This window comes from Prevotella sp. HUN102, from assembly GCF_000688375.1.
Taxonomy (GTDB): Bacteria; Bacteroidota; Bacteroidia; order Bacteroidales; family Bacteroidaceae; genus Prevotella.
Genome location: NZ_JIAF01000004.1, coordinates 1,608,679 through 1,625,546 on the forward strand (window position 1 = coordinate 1,608,679; position 16,868 = coordinate 1,625,546).

At 41.3% G+C, this 16,868-nt stretch carries 16 protein-coding genes; 6 read left to right on the top strand and 10 right to left on the bottom strand.

What is annotated here, in order from left to right; genetic code table 11:
• The 6 genes from arsA to P150_RS0112145 all read right to left on the bottom strand — a co-directional run bounded on the left by arsA (position 1) and on the right by P150_RS0112145 (position 3,897).
• On the bottom strand, positions 1–1,713 hold the full coding sequence (arsA, locus tag P150_RS0112120) for an arsenical pump-driving ATPase (RefSeq protein ID WP_028897914.1): 1,713 nt from the start codon (positions 1,711–1,713) through the stop codon (positions 1–3).
• 25 nt (positions 1,714–1,738) lie between these two features.
• Positions 1,739–2,065, bottom strand: coding sequence for an arsenite efflux transporter metallochaperone ArsD (gene arsD / locus P150_RS0112125; protein ID WP_005800952.1), 327 nt, complete (start codon positions 2,063–2,065; stop codon positions 1,739–1,741).
• A 32-nt stretch (positions 2,066–2,097) separates the two neighbouring features.
• On the bottom strand, positions 2,098–2,805 hold the full coding sequence (locus P150_RS0112130) for an aromatic aminobenezylarsenical efflux permease ArsG family transporter (protein WP_005800951.1): 708 nt from the start codon (positions 2,803–2,805) through the stop codon (positions 2,098–2,100).
• A gap of 1 nt (position 2,806) precedes the next feature.
• Complete coding sequence (locus P150_RS0112135) at positions 2,807–3,250, bottom strand: nitrophenyl compound nitroreductase subunit ArsF family protein (protein ID WP_028897915.1); 444 nt, start codon at positions 3,248–3,250, stop codon at positions 2,807–2,809.
• A 9-nt stretch (positions 3,251–3,259) separates the two neighbouring features.
• The gene (locus P150_RS0112140) at positions 3,260–3,493 is read right to left on the bottom strand and encodes a thioredoxin family protein (RefSeq protein ID WP_005800948.1); all 234 of its coding nucleotides are present in this window, start codon (positions 3,491–3,493) and stop codon (positions 3,260–3,262) included.
• Between the two features lie 77 nt (positions 3,494–3,570).
• Positions 3,571–3,897, bottom strand: a complete 327-nt coding sequence (locus P150_RS0112145) for a helix-turn-helix transcriptional regulator (protein WP_028897916.1) — start codon at positions 3,895–3,897, stop codon at positions 3,571–3,573.
• Positions 3,898–4,455: 558 nt separating this feature from the next.
• On the opposite strand from P150_RS0112145, the gene P150_RS18050 reads away from it, so the two are divergent.
• Complete coding sequence (locus P150_RS18050; protein WP_255327177.1) at positions 4,456–4,710, top strand: DUF4372 domain-containing protein; 255 nt, start codon at positions 4,456–4,458, stop codon at positions 4,708–4,710.
• Here P150_RS18050 and P150_RS0112150 read toward each other — a convergent pair.
• Positions 4,607–5,527: an IS982 family transposase gene (locus P150_RS0112150; protein ID WP_028897917.1), complete on the bottom strand. Its 921-nt coding sequence runs from the start codon at positions 5,525–5,527 to the stop codon at positions 4,607–4,609. The genes P150_RS18050 and P150_RS0112150 overlap by 104 nt on opposite strands.
• Positions 5,528–5,633: 106 nt before the next feature.
• On the opposite strand from P150_RS0112150, the gene P150_RS16495 reads away from it, so the two are divergent.
• A complete protein-coding gene (locus P150_RS16495) occupies positions 5,634–6,686 on the top strand; it encodes an IS4 family transposase (protein WP_231477607.1) in 1,053 nt (350 codons plus the stop codon).
• Between the two features lie 174 nt (positions 6,687–6,860).
• Here P150_RS16495 and P150_RS0112165 read toward each other — a convergent pair whose 3' ends face one another.
• From P150_RS0112165 to P150_RS0112175, 3 genes are all read right to left on the bottom strand, one after another.
• A complete protein-coding gene (locus P150_RS0112165; RefSeq protein ID WP_028897918.1) occupies positions 6,861–7,568 on the bottom strand; it encodes a response regulator transcription factor in 708 nt (235 codons plus the stop codon).
• Between the two features lie 67 nt (positions 7,569–7,635).
• A complete protein-coding gene (locus P150_RS0112170) occupies positions 7,636–9,177 on the bottom strand; it encodes a sensor histidine kinase KdpD (protein ID WP_028897919.1) in 1,542 nt (513 codons plus the stop codon).
• A 321-nt stretch (positions 9,178–9,498) separates the two neighbouring features.
• A complete protein-coding gene (locus P150_RS0112175) occupies positions 9,499–11,661 on the bottom strand; it encodes a translation factor GTPase family protein (protein WP_028897920.1) in 2,163 nt (720 codons plus the stop codon).
• A gap of 199 nt (positions 11,662–11,860) precedes the next feature.
• Here P150_RS0112175 and hemW point away from each other — a divergent pair, with 199 nt between their 5' ends.
• The 4 genes from hemW to P150_RS0112195 all read left to right on the top strand — a co-directional run bounded on the left by hemW (position 11,861) and on the right by P150_RS0112195 (position 16,835).
• Positions 11,861–13,057, top strand: a complete 1,197-nt coding sequence (gene hemW, locus P150_RS0112180) for a radical SAM family heme chaperone HemW (RefSeq protein WP_028897921.1) — start codon at positions 11,861–11,863, stop codon at positions 13,055–13,057.
• A 185-nt stretch (positions 13,058–13,242) separates the two neighbouring features.
• Complete coding sequence (locus P150_RS0112185) at positions 13,243–14,496, top strand: alpha/beta fold hydrolase (protein ID WP_036932225.1); 1,254 nt, start codon at positions 13,243–13,245, stop codon at positions 14,494–14,496.
• A gap of 27 nt (positions 14,497–14,523) precedes the next feature.
• Positions 14,524–15,039: a hypothetical protein gene (locus tag P150_RS0112190; protein ID WP_051617631.1), complete on the top strand. Its 516-nt coding sequence runs from the start codon at positions 14,524–14,526 to the stop codon at positions 15,037–15,039.
• 575 nt (positions 15,040–15,614) lie between these two features.
• Complete coding sequence (locus P150_RS0112195) at positions 15,615–16,835, top strand: DUF418 domain-containing protein (RefSeq protein ID WP_028897924.1); 1,221 nt, start codon at positions 15,615–15,617, stop codon at positions 16,833–16,835.
• Positions 16,836–16,868 lie beyond the last annotated feature (33 nt).

A 16,868-nucleotide genomic window follows, 5' to 3' on the forward strand; every position in this document is an offset into this window, starting at 1 on the left:
TTAATTATTTTTCCAAGCTATCAGGGCAGCATTTCCCTTTGACAATTCTTCTACTTTCTTAATCCAAATCAATTCATTTTGCGCCTTTGCCCGCAAGAAAGAATTTTCGGTGTCAGTTAATGACAGGCAGGCATTTACAACCCACCATTTATTATTAATCCCAGCACGTTGTAAATCCATTTGCAAACGTTCGGCTTCAAATACGGGTGTTGCTTCGGGCAGAGTCACAATAACGACTTCTGTTTCCTGTTGGTTTCTTAAACGTGGTAACAGTTTTTTTACCGACGCGGGAGTATCGCCATGTGTACGTTGCACTTCTTTATGGTAACTTTCCGTTGCATCCAGCAATAACAAAGTGTGTCCGGTAGGTGCGGTATCAATTACAACGACTTCATTTTCCGCTTTATCGACAATTTCAGCGAAAGCCCGGAATACTGCGATTTCCTGCGTACACGGTGAACGTAAATCTTCCTCTATATATTCCATATCTTCGGCAGTCATTGTTTCCGCTGCTTTACTGCGAACCTCGTTTTTATAGGCTTCCAATACTTCCGCTTCATCAATACGGCTTACCGTAATGCCCGCCTGAACAGCAAGGTTATAATTCAGATGGTTTGCCGGGTCGGTGGTGGTAAGATGTACCTTTGCGCCCAGTTTTGTTAATTTCAGGGCTATTTCAGTGGCTAAAGTGGTTTTTCCCACGCCGCCTTTTCCCATAGTAAAAACAACCCTTTTCCCTGACTGATAAAGGTCGTTTACCAGTTCATCTAACCCTTTGGCATCGGTAATCCGCTGATAATTCGCATCATTTGTTAAATTATCATCGTGAAGCATCCGGCGGATATTCGCAATATTAGATAAATTGTATGACCGTAAAGGAACATAATAAGACGGATACGCCAGCAATTCCGCAGGGGTCTGTTTCAGGGCGTTTTGCTGTCTGTCATATATTTGTTTCGATACGCTGTCGGCTTCATCTAATTGCAGCAGAAGCCCGTTAATTACCAATAGCTGGTTTTTAATTCCCAGTAATTGCAATTCGTGTGAAGAACGTGCGGCTTCTTTTAATGGTGCGATTTCGGGACGGCTAACCAACACTAAGCGGGTTGCGTTTGCATCCGAAAGTGTTTCTACTGCCTGCTTATAGATACCTTTTCGTTCTTCTAAACCGGATAATTGACCTAAGCAAGATGCACCGTGCGTACTCTCACTAATAAATGTACTCCACGCTGATGGCAGTTGTAGCATTCGTAACGTGTGTCCCGTAGGGGCTGTATCAAAGATGATATGGTCGTATTCCTTTGCTTTATTGGCATCCGTGATAAAATCGGAAAACTGGTTAAAAGCCGCAATTTCTACCGTGCAAGAGCCTGAAAGTTGTTCTTCCATATTCTGAATAACACTTTCGGGCAGTTGTCCCCGGAAAGGAGCGATAACGCTTTCCCTGTATTCGGCTGCGGCTTGTTCCGGGTCGAGATTAACGACTGTTAAGCCGGGGACTTCTTGAATATCCGTGCCGTGTCCGTTCAGTGTTTGATTAAACACGTCTTGCAAATTGGAAGCCGGGTCTGTACTGATAAGAAGTATTTTCTTTCCATTATCTGCCAAACCTACCGCAGTAGCACAGGCAATAGAAGTTTTTCCTACACCGCCCTTTCCGGTAAAGAAAAGGTATTTCGTCAAATCTATATCTGATAAATTGAATGTTTTCATTTTTATATAATTAGCTGGTGAATACTCATTTTACTGGCATAAAATCCAAATTGATACCTGTCCATTCACTCATTTGTTTGGTGGTAGGATAGGTTTGTGAAACAGCGATTTCTCCGTCCACTAAAGTAATTGGCAAAGCATCCGCCCCATGTTTTTGCAGATACTCATTTACCGTTTTATTACTTACGTACACTTGCGGTTCGTCACGTAAATTGTGGCGGGTAACGATGATACCCTGTTTTTTCAATGTTTCAATAACCACTGCAATACGCATTAATTCCGGGTCGATATTTGTCCCACAAAGACCCGTAGGGCAACACATTGCCGGGTCGAAAATTTCTATCTTTTTCATACTGTTTTTATTTAAAATGATACTCTATGTATTTATAGATAAAAGACTACTGCATAATAAATTCCTACCGCAATAAAGAGGATGGCAACTATTTTACGAAACCATTTCTCGAATATTTGCATCCGGTTATAAAACTTACCCAGTCCGGCAACACTGTACGCTAAAATCCATGCAACAAGGATTACGGGCAATCCCGTAGCAATAGCGTAAATTACAGGTAAGAGATACCCGCCCGTTTCTGCTGCTGACAAGGGCATAAGCATACCGAAATAAAACACTCCACTGGTAGGACAAAAAGCAAGGGCGAATAAAATACCCAATAGCATAGCCCCCCAACCGCCTTTAGTCCTCTTTTTCAAACTTTCACCGCCGATATTGATTTTCGGCAAATTGAGTTTTATTATATCGAGCATAAATATTCCAATGATGATTAACGCCGGAGCAATCAGCATTTCCCCGTATTTGCTTACAGCTTTTTGAACCATAAACATACTTGCCCCCTCACGGAGAATAGGAATAAGGATAAAGCCAAGAACTGTATAGCTTACTATTCTGCCGAAAGTATAAAGCAATCCGTTTATAAATATTCGGTGACGGTTTTCTATGTCCTTGCTAATAAATCCTATTGCCGTTATGTTGGTCGCTAACGGGCATGGGCTGACTGCCGTTAAAATCCCCAATATAAAAGCTGTAATAGCAGGAATAGAACTGTTATCTAATAGCGATTGAAGAAAATCCATCTTACAACTGTTTTAACAATTCGTCAATCTTGCTTTTAATTCCCTCTTTAAACTTGTCCGGTGCATTTTTCGCATTGGAAAAACTAAACTCGGTCATGTTGTTTACATTCTCTTTGCCGTCTTTCCAGCCGTTTACGAATAAAGACGACCATGTAACTTCGTACTTGTCTGCAATCGCTTCATTTTCTTTCTTTGAAATATCTATCACTTTGTAGATAATTTTACCGTCTGCTTTTTCTTTTGAATAAAGGCTATCCAAAAGGGCTACTGTATTTGCTTCTATCGCCCGGCAAGTGATACACCGTTGCGCTCCATGAAAATAAAGAACTTCTATGCGGTTAGTCTGTATTTCTTCCGCTTGGTTTTCTCCGGTCTTTTTCTTTGAACCATTACCACAGGAAACTAAGACCAGCGTTGCAATCAGTAGATAAAATAATTTTCTCATAGTTCATTTTTATTTTGTTATTAACTCTTTCACTTCTGCAAGAGATAACTTTTTTCCGGCTGATACGACTTTCTCGTCAATCACCAAAGCCGGAAGCCCTAAAATGTTATACTCCATGATTTTCAATAAATCTTCCTCTTTGATAAGGGTTGCATCGCAACCTAATTCTGAAATAGCTTGTTTGGTGGTTTCGTACAAGGCTTTACAGCTTGAACACCCAGTTCCTAATACTTTAATTTCCATTATCATTCTACTTTAAAGTTAATATAATAATCGTAATTCGTAGAACTACGAACATTAATTCCAAAAAAAAGGTACTGCTATTCACAGCACGATGTACCTTTACATTTGCAATCCCCTAAAAAAGCTGCAAACAATTTTCGGGCAAGTTCCCAATTCTCACGGTTTATACAATACCGGACTTTTGGCGTTTCTATTTCTCCCTGAATTAACCCTGCTTCTTTCAGTTCTTTCAAATGCTGCGAAACGGTTGCTTTAGCGATAGGCAGTTCTTCGTGAATATCACCGAAGAAGCAACTATCTTGTTTTGCCAAAAAAGCAAGAATAGCCATTCGTGCCGGATGCCCCATTGCTTTGGCAAAACGAGCAATCTGTTCCTGCTCTGCTGTGTACTGTTTCTCTTTCACTTCAATTCTCCTTTCTTATTTGTTGTTCGCAAAACTACGAACAATATTTTTAATAGCCAAATTTTACGGCATATTTTTTTCGGATAGGTGCAAGGTGCAAGTATATATCTATATATATAGCTTGCACCTTGCACCTAAGTTGAAATATTAATAATCAAACACTTGCATAATTCAAAACGAATGCGTACTTTTGAACCCAAGATAAATGGAGACAGACATCTGCCAAAAGCAGACAGAAACGCATAAAAAAGTCAGTGTCCAAATCGTACCCCCTTAAAAGGGTAAAGATAGATAAAATATTGATATTTAGGACTGTGAACCGGATGGGTTAAAGACCCATGCGGATCACGAAAGGAGGATTTCAGCAATGAAGTCCTCCTTTTCTTTTGCGATATACTTTCAGTTTATTTTCATTGACTTTTGTATTATACCACTACTGTCCAAAGAAAAATTCTTGAACCTAATTCAAATTGATTATTTTCAATGAGTTACGCGAATATTATTTTTTCGAGATTTGGTTTTGTACTTTTGCAAATCGTATTGCAAGAGGCAGAACTCATGAATCAAGGAAAGACCGTATTCGCTCAAATCATGTCGCTCATACCAAGATATGAGTTCGACAAGTGCGTAAAGAGATACAACGGCAATAGACATGCCATCGGCTTCAAATGCAGAGACCAGTTTATACGCCAGTTCGGGATAATAAATCTTAAAAAAGTTCCAGTTGTCTTTTATCTTCCAAATATACTGACAGCCCATCCGGTTTATTTTCAAAGAAACAATACGCCGCCAATGCCGAGCATAAGTTCATGATGAAATTATGTATCGACCTGTGTCTTGAATGTACAAGGTTTGCCTTGTTTTTCAATAACTCATTTATACACTCTATTATATATCTCTTTCGTAGCATGATTTTATCATACACAGGCATAAGTTTGTTTTTCATCTTTGCTTTCAGTCCGTGTACAAGATGTATTCCCTGCTCAAAGAGTCCCTCAAAGAGTTCCCGCTTGATATATCCCCTGTCTGCGAATACTTTTCCATAGAGTACTTTTGTAAAAACAGACCATACCCTTTGTTCTCTGTCATCCACGTTGGCAGGTGTAAGACAGAATGTTATGACCTCTCCTGTGTCATTGCAAAGCAGATGCAGTTTGAAGCCATGGCACCATCCCATTGTGCCCTTTCCGCTCTTGGCAAAGCCCTCAAAAACCCTATTGAAATATCTTCTTACATTATGGCATACAGGTATCATAGTACTATCGACAAAGCTGATTCCCGTGCATTTGCCAAAGGCGTAAAGTTTCATAAAAGTAAGCATTGTAAAGAACTCCCGAGGCATAAGTTCCACAAAGCGATTGTAGGATACTGCGGTGGGAAAACATTGGGCAAGATGAACTTTCACAAAGAACAGATAATAATGTTTGAAGTTTCGGAAAGTCCCAAAATGGCAGCATAGCAAAATGGTCATAATCTCACTTTCACACATACGCCCCTTACGGTGTCTGACATGCTTGTAGCCTTCGTCTGTGGGAGCTATTTGAAGGTTTTTATTCAATTCTGCGCCTAAATTCTTGCAAAACTCATCAATAACACAGAAAATTTCTATAACTTTGTCTTCGGTAATCATCGCTTATATTGTTTGTAATTAATTGATGTTCAACTGTAAAGTTACAAAAAATAAGCGAGATTACCAACATTTTCAACAACTTTCTTATCCCGAACTGGCGTAGTTTATGGTGATGAGCTTTGCCCAGTTCACCGACCAGATTAGTCTCCGCAGCATTGATGCGACGCTGGTGGCTCTCTCTTCCAAGCTCTATTCGAGTGGAATAAAGTATATCCAACGTTCGACTTTGGCCCATATCAATGAGACCAAGGATTGGCGTATATACCATGATTTTGGGCAGAGCCTGATAGCCTGGGCAAGAGAGCTGTACCAGGACGAACCGTCCCGGCTTGACGTGGATGGCATCGTGTATGCCTTTGACAGCAGCACCATCAAACTGTGCCTCCAGCTTTGCCCGTGGGCTCGTCTGCATCATGACAAAGGGGGTGTAAAGATGCATACACTTCTGGATTTGCGTGGCTCCATACCAACCTTCATCCATCTGACGGAGGCTGCTGTTCATGATTCCAAGACCATGAGTCTGATTCCCGTAGAACCAGGAAGCTACTATCTCATGGACAAGGGTTATGTTGACTTCAGACAGTTGTTCAACCACTTCCATCGTCAGCAGGCTTTCTTTGTGACAAGGGCAAAAGATAACATGAGGTATGAGGTAGTTGAGGAACGTCCTGTAGACAAACAGACAGGAGTTACAAACGACACCATTGTCAGACTTACAGGACCAAGAACCTCCAAGTGGTATCCAGACACACTGCGTATGGTTGTTTACGAAGATTATGCCACAGGTAACGTCTACAGATTCTTGACCAATGACTTTACTCATTCCTACCTGACAATCGCAGAACTCTACAGGGAACGCTGGCAAGTGGAGTGCTTCTTCAAATGGATAAAGCAGCGAATGCACATCAACTCGTTCTACGGAACGAGCCAGAATGCTGTATTCTCGCAGATTTGGATTGCTATCTGCGATTATCTGCTGCTTGCCATTGCAAAGAAAGTGTACCATATTGAACAGGATCTCTATATTTTATCGGCTGCCATCGGGAAGGTTCTCTTTGAGAGGAAACCCTTAGGCGAACTATTCGTTAAACCAAAACGTCCTCAGAATGACTCCAATGATGGTCAGCAGACCTTATGGAAAAATTTCTTTGGACAGTAGTGAATAGAATTATATCGCTGTAAGAAACATCTTATACAGATACTGGACAGATTTATCTATACATCCGTTTCTGACTTTCTTACTGACTCGCTCTGAAATCAGGAAATTTATGTCTCCAACGAGTAAAATATTTAACCCCATCAGGCAAAAATACCTAATGGGGTTAAATCGTATTTATTCCTCTTCAGGCACGATGAGCTTGTAGCCCTTGCCGTGAATATTGATGATTTCAATCTGTTCGTCTTGCTTCAAGTGCTTGCGCAACTTGGTAATATACACATCCATAGAACGGGCATTGAAATAATTGTCGTCAATCCAGATGGTCTTCAAGGCGTAGTCGCGCTGTAAGATTTCGTTGGAATGCGAACAGAGCAATGCAAGCAACTCGTTCTCCTTGGTTGTAAGTTTGGTAGCCTTGCCAGGATCATTGTCGAGTGTGAGCAACTGTTTCTGTGTATCGAAGGTAAAACGGCCAATCTGATACAATGTTGATTCCTTGCTCTTCTTGCCACGAACACGGCGAAGGATTGCTTCAATACGGAATACGAGTTCTTCCATTGAGAAAGGCTTCGTGATATAATCATCAGCACCTATCTTGAAACCTGCAAGAATATCTTCCTTCAACTGTTTGGCTGTCAGGAAAATGATTGGGATTTCAGCGTTTGTCTGACGGATTTCCTGAGCCAATGTGAAACCATCTTTCTTAGGCATCATCACGTCGAGCACGCAGATATCATACTTGTTCTTCAAGAATGCTCTGTAACCAATTTCGCCGTCTGGGCACAAATCTGCCTGATAGCCTTTTGCCTGCAAGTATTCGCTGAGCAGTGTTCCGAGATTCTCATCATCTTCACATAAAAGAATTTTGAAATTTTCTTCCATATCCATAAAGTTTAAATTTATATTTTCTTGTTTAATAAATAATTATTCTGTTTTAAAGGTCAGACGACTAATCGAGAATTACCGGCAGAATGATGGTAAACTTGGTGCCTTTTCCGTAGTCGCTGTCCACTTTTATTTCTCCATCGTGCAAATCTACCATTCGTTTCACATACGCCAGACCTAATCCGAACCCCTTTACGTCGTGGCGGTTGCCTGTGTGTACTCTGTAAAACTTATCGAATATCTTCTTTAAGTTTTCCTTCTTGATGCCTTGTCCCGTATCTCTGATTGTAAGATAGAGATGGTCGTTTGTATTCCACGTTTTCAGATATACGTTGAGGGGCTGATCCGGTTTAGCGTACTTGACGGCATTGTCGAGCAAATTGAAGATAACGTTCTGAAAGTGCATCTCATCTACGTACATCTTGGAGTCTATCGCTTCTATTTCCGTATAAACTTTTCCTCCGGTATGTTCCACACGCAGCGTGAAAGAGTTTGCAATGGTTTCCACCATTTCGTTCAAGTCGGTTTCTTTCTTTTTCAGAACGGCCTTCTTTTGGTCGTACATACTCATCTGCAATACCTTTTCCACGAGGAAGCGCAGTCGTTTTGTCTCTTCATTAACCACCCCTCCAAGGTGTTCTACCATCTTCGGCGACTTTGTCAGACCGCTGTCATTCATCATTTGTGCAGCGAGGGAGATACTTGCGATTGGCGTTTTCAACTCGTGCGTCATATTATTGATGAAGTCGTTCTTTATCTCGCTGTATCGCTTCTGTCGGAATATAACTACGATGGTAAATATAAACGTTACAAGCAGTACGAAGGTGAAGATAATCGACGGAATCATAAACCGTATGCTCGAGAAGATATAGCTGTCCATATCAGGGAAGTGAATCTTCACAACGCCCATTCTGTTCGGGGGATCGTTTCGGAAAAGCACTTGCGAGTAATTGGTTTCCTCGCCGTCTGCCACATAGTCCGGGCATCGATACACCTCGCGTCCATCTTGCGTGAGCACCGAGAAATGATAAGGAATGCTGATTCCATTGTTCATCATCTCTGCTTTCAGGTCCTGATCCAACAGTTTGAAGTTGATACGGTCTTTCAGAGGCTTGTCCGATGCTGAATAAAGAATATTATAAACAACTTCTTCGAGCATAGCTTTCTGGTAGACATATCTGTTGCGAACCACTTCCTGCATTCGTTTCTTGGTGGTGGAAAGCGAACCGCTGTCGCTGCGAAGCACCAAAGCCTTGGGCGTTAATGAAGGGTCGCTCCTTACCAATTTCGACTCGAATGAAGTGTAGGTGTCCGTGGTGTTTGAGCCGGTTGGTGCTTGATGCGTGCCGGTTGCTCCTTTCTGCTTTATCGTATCGTTTTTATTGGTCTTCAATTCGTTTCTGTTTACATCCTCCTCAAGAAAACGCAGGGTTTCGTTCAGCTCCATATTGCGGGAAGCCTGATAGAGCGCACGGTTTACGGACTCATCAAACTGCTCCTTTTTCATCTCTGCCATCTCCTCAATGTAATTGAGTTGCAGAAGAAGCAAAGCAAGGAACGAAAGCCCCATTATGATTGCTATTGTCCAAATCGTTTTCTTTTTCATTTGTCTGTCTTTATCTTGAAGTCGATATTACACATATACTGTTTTTTCCTACAAATATATTAATGTAATCAACTCAAAAATTCTTGAATTTTATATAATGCAAAGATAATCTTATTTCTTAAATTATTAACAAGTAAAAGTTAATTAAATGGTTTTTATTTCGTCTTATTAACAAAAATGAAGCTATATAATTGATAATTATTAATTTGCTTAGGTTGCGAATATTATAAAAGGGATGCTATCATTTGATAACATCCCTATCAATATAAGTTAAACAGCCAACAAGTTCTTCTCAGGAAAGAAATGTCAAGCAATTAAAAACTATTCATTCTCGTCCTTAGCCTCAGCTTCGTGGTCAGCAATGAGTTTCTGCTGCAAGTCGTTTGGAACAAGTTCGTAACTTGCAAACTTGGTAGTGAAACTTGCACGACCACCAGTCAGTGAGCTTAATGAAATGCTGTAATTGGAAAGTTCCTTCAAAGGAATCTTTGCCTGCAACTTCTGATAACCTGCCTCGGAGTCCATACCCATAATCATTGCTCGGCGACCTTGCAAGTCGCTCATTACATCGCCCATATAATCGCCCGGAACATAAACTTCCAAATCGTATATTGGTTCGAGAATCTTCGGCCCTGCCGTTTTAAACGCATCTGAGAATGCGTGGCGGGCAGCCAAGGTAAACGAAAGTTCGTTTGAATCTACTGGGTGCATCTTGCCGTCGTACACGATAACACGTACATCACGGGCATAACTACCCGTCAGCGGACCACGTTCCATACAGTCCATAACACCCTTCAGGATTGCAGGCATAAAGCGAGTGTCAATCGCACCACCCACAACAGAATTGATAAACACGAGCTTTCCGCCCCAAGGAAGGTCTTTCTCTTCCTTTCCCTTGATGTTCATCTTAAATTCCTGACCGTTGAATCTGTAAACAGTTGGGTCGGGCATACCTTCTGCATAAGGCTCAACTATGAGGTGAACCTCGCCGAACTGGCCGGCACCACCACTCTGTTTCTTATGACGGTATTCTGCTTTCGCCTGCTTTGTAAGCGTTTCGCGATATGGTATCTTTGCTTCCTTATATACGGTCTGGAGTTTTTCGTTGTTCTCCAAACGCCATTTCAACGTGCGCAAATGGAATTCACCCTGTCCGTGAACAATAGTCTGGCGCAATTCCTTGCTCTGTTCAACTACCCAAGTAGGATCTTCCTGACGCATCTTCAGCAAAGCAGCCATCAATTTCTCGGTATCCTGTGAGTTTACAGCTTCTATTGCGCGTGTGTACTTAGAGTTTGGATACTTAATGAAGTCGAAACGCTGGTCGTTATCCTTACCATTCAGCGTATTGCCAGTCTTGACATCCTTCAACTTAACCGTACAGCCGATATCACCGGCATTCAACTGCTCTACGGCAACACGGTTGGCACCTGCGCAAGTATATAATTGTCCGATTCGTTCCTTCGAACCACGATCCGAGTTTGTCAGGTCGTCGCCCACCTTTACAGAACCACTCATAACCTTGAAGTAGCTCACTTCGCCGATATGTGGCTCAACACTGGTCTTGAAGAAATAGACAGATTCAGGAGCATTGCTGTCCGGAGCAACTTCCTCGCCACGTGTATTGTGTACCTTAACCATTTCATCAACGAAAGGAACTACATTGCCCAAGAACTCCATCAAGCGACGAACGCCCATATCCTTACCTGCACAGACACAGAATACAGGGAAAATGCTGCGCGCAACAAGTCCCTTACGGATTCCTTCGCGCAACTCGTCCTCTGTCAGAGATTCTGCTTCAAAGAATTTTTCCATCAAGCCTTCATCGTTTTCAGCAGCCGCCTCAACAAGAATCTTATGCAATTCCATTGCCTTGTCCATTTCCTCAGCAGGTATGTCCTCGATAATCGGAGCACCACCTTCAGGTTTCCAACTATATTTCTTCATCAAGAGTACATCAATCAAACTGTTGAAGCCTGCACCTGTCTGAATAGGATATTGAATCTGAACACACTTGGAACCATAGATATCCTTCATATTGTTGATGAGGTTATCGAAGTCGCACTTGTCAGAATCCAACTGATTAATCAAGAAGATTACAGGCTTCTTCAATTTCTCCGTATAACGGAAATTATTCTGTGTGCCAACCTCCGGACCATACTGTCCGTTGATGAGAATAACAGCCTGATCGGTTACGTTCAAAGCCGTAATCGCACCACCCACGAAGTCGTCGCTTCCGGGACAATCGATAATATTAAGTTTCTTATTGTTCCACTCAACGTGAAAAACAGTAGAGAATACTGAGTAGCCGTATTCCTGTTCTACTGGGAAATAGTCACTAACGGTGTTCTTTGCTTCAACACTACCACGGCGTTTGATGATGCCTGCTTCGAACAACATACTTTCGGCAAGAGTAGTCTTGCCACTACCCGCACTGCCAAGCAGTGCAATGTTCTTGATTTCGTTTGTCTGATATACTCTCATATCACGATAGATTTAAGTTGTTAGTAATATTGATCAGTTCCAAGCTGATAAGCAATGCTTACCATTTCTGCCGTCTAAATTATAAATTTTTCAGCTAACAACCAAAATATTTTACAGGAAAAACGCAAAAAAATAAAAGAAATTAGTATTTTTGCAAGTGTTCACATTTCAGTTTTTGCGTACTACTTATATATAATATATGGCAGGTTTATACATACACGTTCCTTTCTGTGCCAGTCGCTGCATCTATTGTGGGTTTTATTCTACGCTCACTCCCAAATCAGCAATGCGAGATGAAAGCACAAACATCATCGACAGGTATGTAAATGCCCTATGCAAAGAACTCGAGCTTCGGAAAGAGTATATCTTCCAACCGAACGCCGGCAACGAAACCGATACAAAGCTGCAAACCATCTACTTTGGAGGTGGCACTCCCTCTCAGATTTCCTTTCGGCATATCAAGCAAATTTTCAATTGCATTCAGACGGTTTACGGCAATCATATCACTTCCTTCGAGGATATGGAAATTACCTTCGAGTGCAATCCTGACGACATTACCGAGGAGTTTGCAGACAATCTTAAACATCTTCCCATCAACAGGATATCGATGGGCGCACAGACATTTTCAGACAAACGGCTGAAATTCCTGAGACGGCGACACAAGTCAGATGATGTAAAGACTGCCATAAGCAGACTTCGCCACGCCGGAATCAAGAATATTTCCATCGACCTTATGTTTGGCTTCCCTGATGAAACGTTGGAAGATTGGCAAGAAGACATAAACGAAGCACTCGCTCTCAACGTTGAACATATCTCTGCATATAGCCTTATGTATGAGGAAGGAACGCCACTCTATCGGCTCCTCGAAGAAGGAAAGGTAAAGGATATGGACGACGAACTCTACCGAACGATGTACGATGCGTTGATAGACAGCCTGTCGGCCAAAGGATACGAGCAATACGAAATCAGCAATTTTGCCAAGCTGACTGATAGCAACGTTTCCTCATTCCGTTCAAAACACAACAACTCATATTGGCAAAACAAGCCCTATCTGGGCATTGGTGCTTCGGCACATTCCTACAATTTGCAGACTCGCCAATGGAACGTTTCCAATCTTCAGAAATACATCGAATCCATAGAAACAGGAAAACTCTATCTGGAAACCGAAATCATTGATGCCGACACCCATTTCAATGACCTCATAACTACCACCCTGCGCACTCGCGAAGGCATCAATCTCAACACGCTTTCTCCCCAATACAAAGCGCATATTCTCGATACTGCCCAACCTTTCATTGCCCAAAAATTACTCGTCCTTGACGGAAATTACCTTCATTTCACACGTGATGGCATCTACGTTAGCGACAGTATTATGGCAGAACTTATGTATGTGTGATTAAAGTTTGGCATATTTCAAGCATATTTAATTATGGGCAATGAACTGATAAGTGGATTTTTTGACTTTGCACTATGTATATACCGTATAAAAAATGTTAGGGTGTTGTGAAAATCATTGAAAACTAATCGTTCTCAATGATTTTTTTGTACATTTGTGGCAGATACTTATAATAATCTGCAATTATGAAACGATTTTTTTTAGTTTTCTTTTGTATTATACTGGCTTCATTTCCGATACGTGCCCAAAAACTCGTTGATGTGTTGAATCGCTTTTATTCCAAGCCAGAAAAAATCTATCAACACTTCATCCATAGCGAGGGAGACAGCATTTGGTCTGTATCTGACGCCGTTTTTCAAGGTGCGGTTACGGCTGAACAGCTTTCGGGACTCTTCAAAACTATTGAAATGCAGTTGGGAGAATATCAAGGCGAAGAAAAATGGGAACTTTCTGCAAAAAGTGATGATGCTCAAACCTATACAAGGATGGTGCTTTTCAAGAATTTCAAAGCACCGATTCATCTTTCTTTCAATGCGGATAACAAACTCATTGGTCTGTTTCTTGGAAATCCGGAAGCTGTCAAGAATGCCTCAGCATTGGACGGAGAACAGGACATTGTCGTTTCAACGGATGGAATGAAACTTCCCGGAAAATTGGTTTTGCCTAAAAATGGCACTGCGCCGTACCCTTGCGTCGTCTTAGTTCACGGTTCCGGACCATCTGATATGAATGAGCAAATAGGGCAGAACAGACCTTTCTACGATATAGCTAAAGGTCTGAGCGAACGAGGAATTGCAGTAATCAGATACGACAAGCGCACATACGTCTACAAAAATAAAATAGCACCTGACGGTAAGCAGGTTAATTACGACACAGAGGTTGTCGATGACGCTGTTGCTGCTGTGAGGTTGGCTGGAACATTCAGGGAAATAGACAAGAAACGCATCTATATTGTCGGCCATAGTCTTGGTGCAAACTTGGCGCCGAGAATCGCCGAGCGTGCAAACAATGTAGCAGGACTTGTGATGATGGCAGGAACTTCAATTACTTTAAAAGAAGTGATACAGAAACAGATACGGGATTTGATGAAAGGCGAACCTCAGGAGAAAATAGATGAGACCATAAAATCGATGATTGATTCGCAACCTGCGAGTTATTGGGAAATGGATGCAGATTATTCTGTTGGCAAAACCTTGAAGAACCTCAAGCAGCCAGTACTCATATTGCAGGGAGAACGGGATTATCAAGTTACGATGGAAATGTATCGTATGTGGGATAAGTATGCAAAAGGCAAGAATATCTCTTGCAAGTCTTATCCTAAACTCAATCATCTTTTCATTGAAGGAGAGGGTGTTTCTACTCCACAGGAATATGCTGTTCCGGGGAATGTGGCACAATATGTCTTGGATGATATAGCAAAATTCATTTTAAAACGGTAATCTGTCTTATCGGATACCATAGAGCCTATGCTGCCGAAGAAATTGTTTGTACTTTTGGTATTTACCCTCATAAAGCTTTCTGCATCAGCACAAGCCTTATGTATTGTAGACGGCTTGCTCACCCCTGATTCTATCCTGTACGTAACATCAGATGAAATGCGCTCTGAAGATGCACCTGCTATCATTGGAAATCGGATTAACGGCATCAGCAAGTATGCCATTAAATCCATTTCCGTGATTGATAAAGACAGTGTATTGAATAAAAACACAGTATTTTGTTACGGGATACAGAGAGATATTGTAATAATAAGAACCAATTCTCTGGCATTGTTTGATTGGGTAGTTGATGGTAAGCAGGTGTTACCCAGACGTCCGTTGAATGTTATTGAATATAAAATATCTCCACACTTATTGCATAAATCATTGCCTAAAGGGATAAACGAAAAGAATATAAAAGATGTTAATATTGTGTTTCGGAATGGCGAAGTACGTCCCGAAGCACGCTCCACGATATACATCAGCACTCGTAAAAAGAAGCATTAGAAGTTTTTGGGAGTGAATTAATTTTGTTTATACGTTTTTACATTCTAGTGTTTTTCTGTTATTTTCCCAAGCTGTTAGCCCCTCTCTTACCCCTTATAATAATAGTCATTTCAGACAGATTAAAACACCATTTCCAAATGACCGAAGATTGCGCTGCATTCTTCGCAAAAATGCAATGCAAACGTGCGAAGAATGGAATGCAATCTTCGCACGTTTGGAGTATGGTGTTTTATGGTTTGATTTTCAATCACTTACAAAATTGATTGTGTTGTGTGTATTTCATAACCTTAAATTCTTGTTCTGCTTTGGCTCAATCTGTACGTTGTTTTGCCAATCTGCCGATTTTCATCAATCGGACAATTTGCTATGTTTCTTCTTCAAGACCTTGGATAGTCTGAAATGCAAACGTAAATGTTGAGACTAATGATTTTGAACGCCTGCCTGATATTTCGTAAATTCAGTTCGCCTAATATAAGGGAGAACATTCTTATTATACTTTGGTGTGGTAAATTTAGAAAAAACTATGTAAATTTGCAGACAATTTGAATTATTTATCCAACACAACTGTATTCATAATGACAACAGATTTAACTCCCACAACCGATAAGCAGCGATATATAATACTGGATGCACTGCGAGGTTTCGCCTTGTTTGGCATCATTTTAGCGAATTTCCCAGAGTTTGGATTGTGGACCTTCCTCTCGTCGTCCGAACAGGCGGCTATGCCGAGTGCAGAGATTGACAGGATAGTGCGTTTCTCGCAATATCTTTTCGTAGATGCTAAGTTTTATGGTATATTCAGTATGCTTTTCGGCATCGGTTTTTCGATTATCCTTAGCCACGCATTTGAACGGGGAGGTAACGGTATCTTTCTTTTCTACCGCCGTATGTCAATTCTTGTTTGCATTGCTCTGCTGCATCTTCTATGCCTATGGAGTGGCGATATTCTCTTGCTCTATGCCCTGATGGGAATGCTTTTGCCTCCGGTTTATCATTTCTCAAACCGTGCTTTGCTGATTACGGCTTGTATTTTGATATTTATTCCGATTGGATTGGACCTGTATCAGGAATTGAATGGTGTAAGCTTTTCTGCACCGATAGTTGATGCTTGGTGGACTAGGGCAAATTCTTATGGTATTACAGAACAGAATTTTGCTACTTGGCTGCGCGATTCGGAGTCTTATTCGGGTGTTCATCAGTTCCTGATGCAGGGAGCAATAGAACGAATGTATGAATTTGTTGATGGTCATCGTCCGATGAAGGTGCTCGGTTTATTTATGATTGGGTATTACATAGGGCGTAATAAATTGTATGCGAAGATAGAAGAACGGCGTGTCGACTTGAAGAAACTCTTTTGTTGGACGCTTGCGATAGGTTTTCCAACTTCTCTTCTGTATGCTTATAGCGCAGTAAATGGGCACGCTTGGGGGCTGACTGTTCATTCTTTGTTGTATGCTGTGAGTGCATTGCCCTTTGCATTGTGCTATATGTCTGGTATGGCGTTGCTTTATCTGAACAATCAGGATAGTAGATTCTTTTATTATTTATCCTTGCCCGGTCGAATGGCTCTTACCAATTATATCGGTCAGTCTGTCATTGGTATCATTCTCTTTTATGGAATAGGTTTCGGATTGGGGCTTCGCTATGGCCTTGCAAGTATAGAATTTATTGCAGTTCTTGTTTTCGCTTTCCAAATGTTTTTCTCTCACTTTTGGATGAAATACTTCAAGTTTGGCCCATTGGAATGGGTTTGGAGAATGCTGACTTACGGCAAGTGGCTTAATCCCAAACGATAAATGGAAAATAAAAAACATTGGATTTGGTTTATC

What these genes read in the sequence shown, in the direction of transcription:
- P150_RS0112150 (WP_028897917.1), bottom strand. Translation starts at nt 5,527, where the DNA reads ATGATTACCGAAGACAAAGTTATAGAAATTTTCTGTGTTATTGATGAG.
- arsD (WP_005800952.1), bottom strand. Translation starts at nt 2,065, where the DNA reads ATGAAAAAGATAGAAATTTTCGACCCGGCAATGTGTTGCCCTACGGGT.
- P150_RS0112130 (WP_005800951.1), bottom strand. Translation starts at nt 2,805, where the DNA reads ATGGATTTTCTTCAATCGCTATTAGATAACAGTTCTATTCCTGCTATT.
- P150_RS0112185 (WP_036932225.1), top strand. Translation starts at nt 13,243, where the DNA reads ATGAAACGATTTTTTTTAGTTTTCTTTTGTATTATACTGGCTTCATTT.
- arsA (WP_028897914.1), bottom strand. Translation starts at nt 1,713, where the DNA reads ATGAAAACATTCAATTTATCAGATATAGATTTGACGAAATACCTTTTC.
- P150_RS18050 (WP_255327177.1), top strand. Translation starts at nt 4,456, where the DNA reads ATGAATCAAGGAAAGACCGTATTCGCTCAAATCATGTCGCTCATACCA.
- P150_RS16495 (WP_231477607.1), top strand. Translation starts at nt 5,634, where the DNA reads ATGGTGATGAGCTTTGCCCAGTTCACCGACCAGATTAGTCTCCGCAGC.
- P150_RS0112135 (WP_028897915.1), bottom strand. Translation starts at nt 3,250, where the DNA reads ATGAGAAAATTATTTTATCTACTGATTGCAACGCTGGTCTTAGTTTCC.
- hemW (WP_028897921.1), top strand. Translation starts at nt 11,861, where the DNA reads ATGGCAGGTTTATACATACACGTTCCTTTCTGTGCCAGTCGCTGCATC.
- P150_RS0112190 (WP_051617631.1), top strand. Translation starts at nt 14,524, where the DNA reads ATGCTGCCGAAGAAATTGTTTGTACTTTTGGTATTTACCCTCATAAAG.
- P150_RS0112195 (WP_028897924.1), top strand. Translation starts at nt 15,615, where the DNA reads ATGACAACAGATTTAACTCCCACAACCGATAAGCAGCGATATATAATA.
- P150_RS0112140 (WP_005800948.1), bottom strand. Translation starts at nt 3,493, where the DNA reads ATGGAAATTAAAGTATTAGGAACTGGGTGTTCAAGCTGTAAAGCCTTG.
- P150_RS0112165 (WP_028897918.1), bottom strand. Translation starts at nt 7,568, where the DNA reads ATGGAAGAAAATTTCAAAATTCTTTTATGTGAAGATGATGAGAATCTC.
- P150_RS0112175 (WP_028897920.1), bottom strand. Translation starts at nt 11,661, where the DNA reads ATGAGAGTATATCAGACAAACGAAATCAAGAACATTGCACTGCTTGGC.
- P150_RS0112170 (WP_028897919.1), bottom strand. Translation starts at nt 9,177, where the DNA reads ATGAAAAAGAAAACGATTTGGACAATAGCAATCATAATGGGGCTTTCG.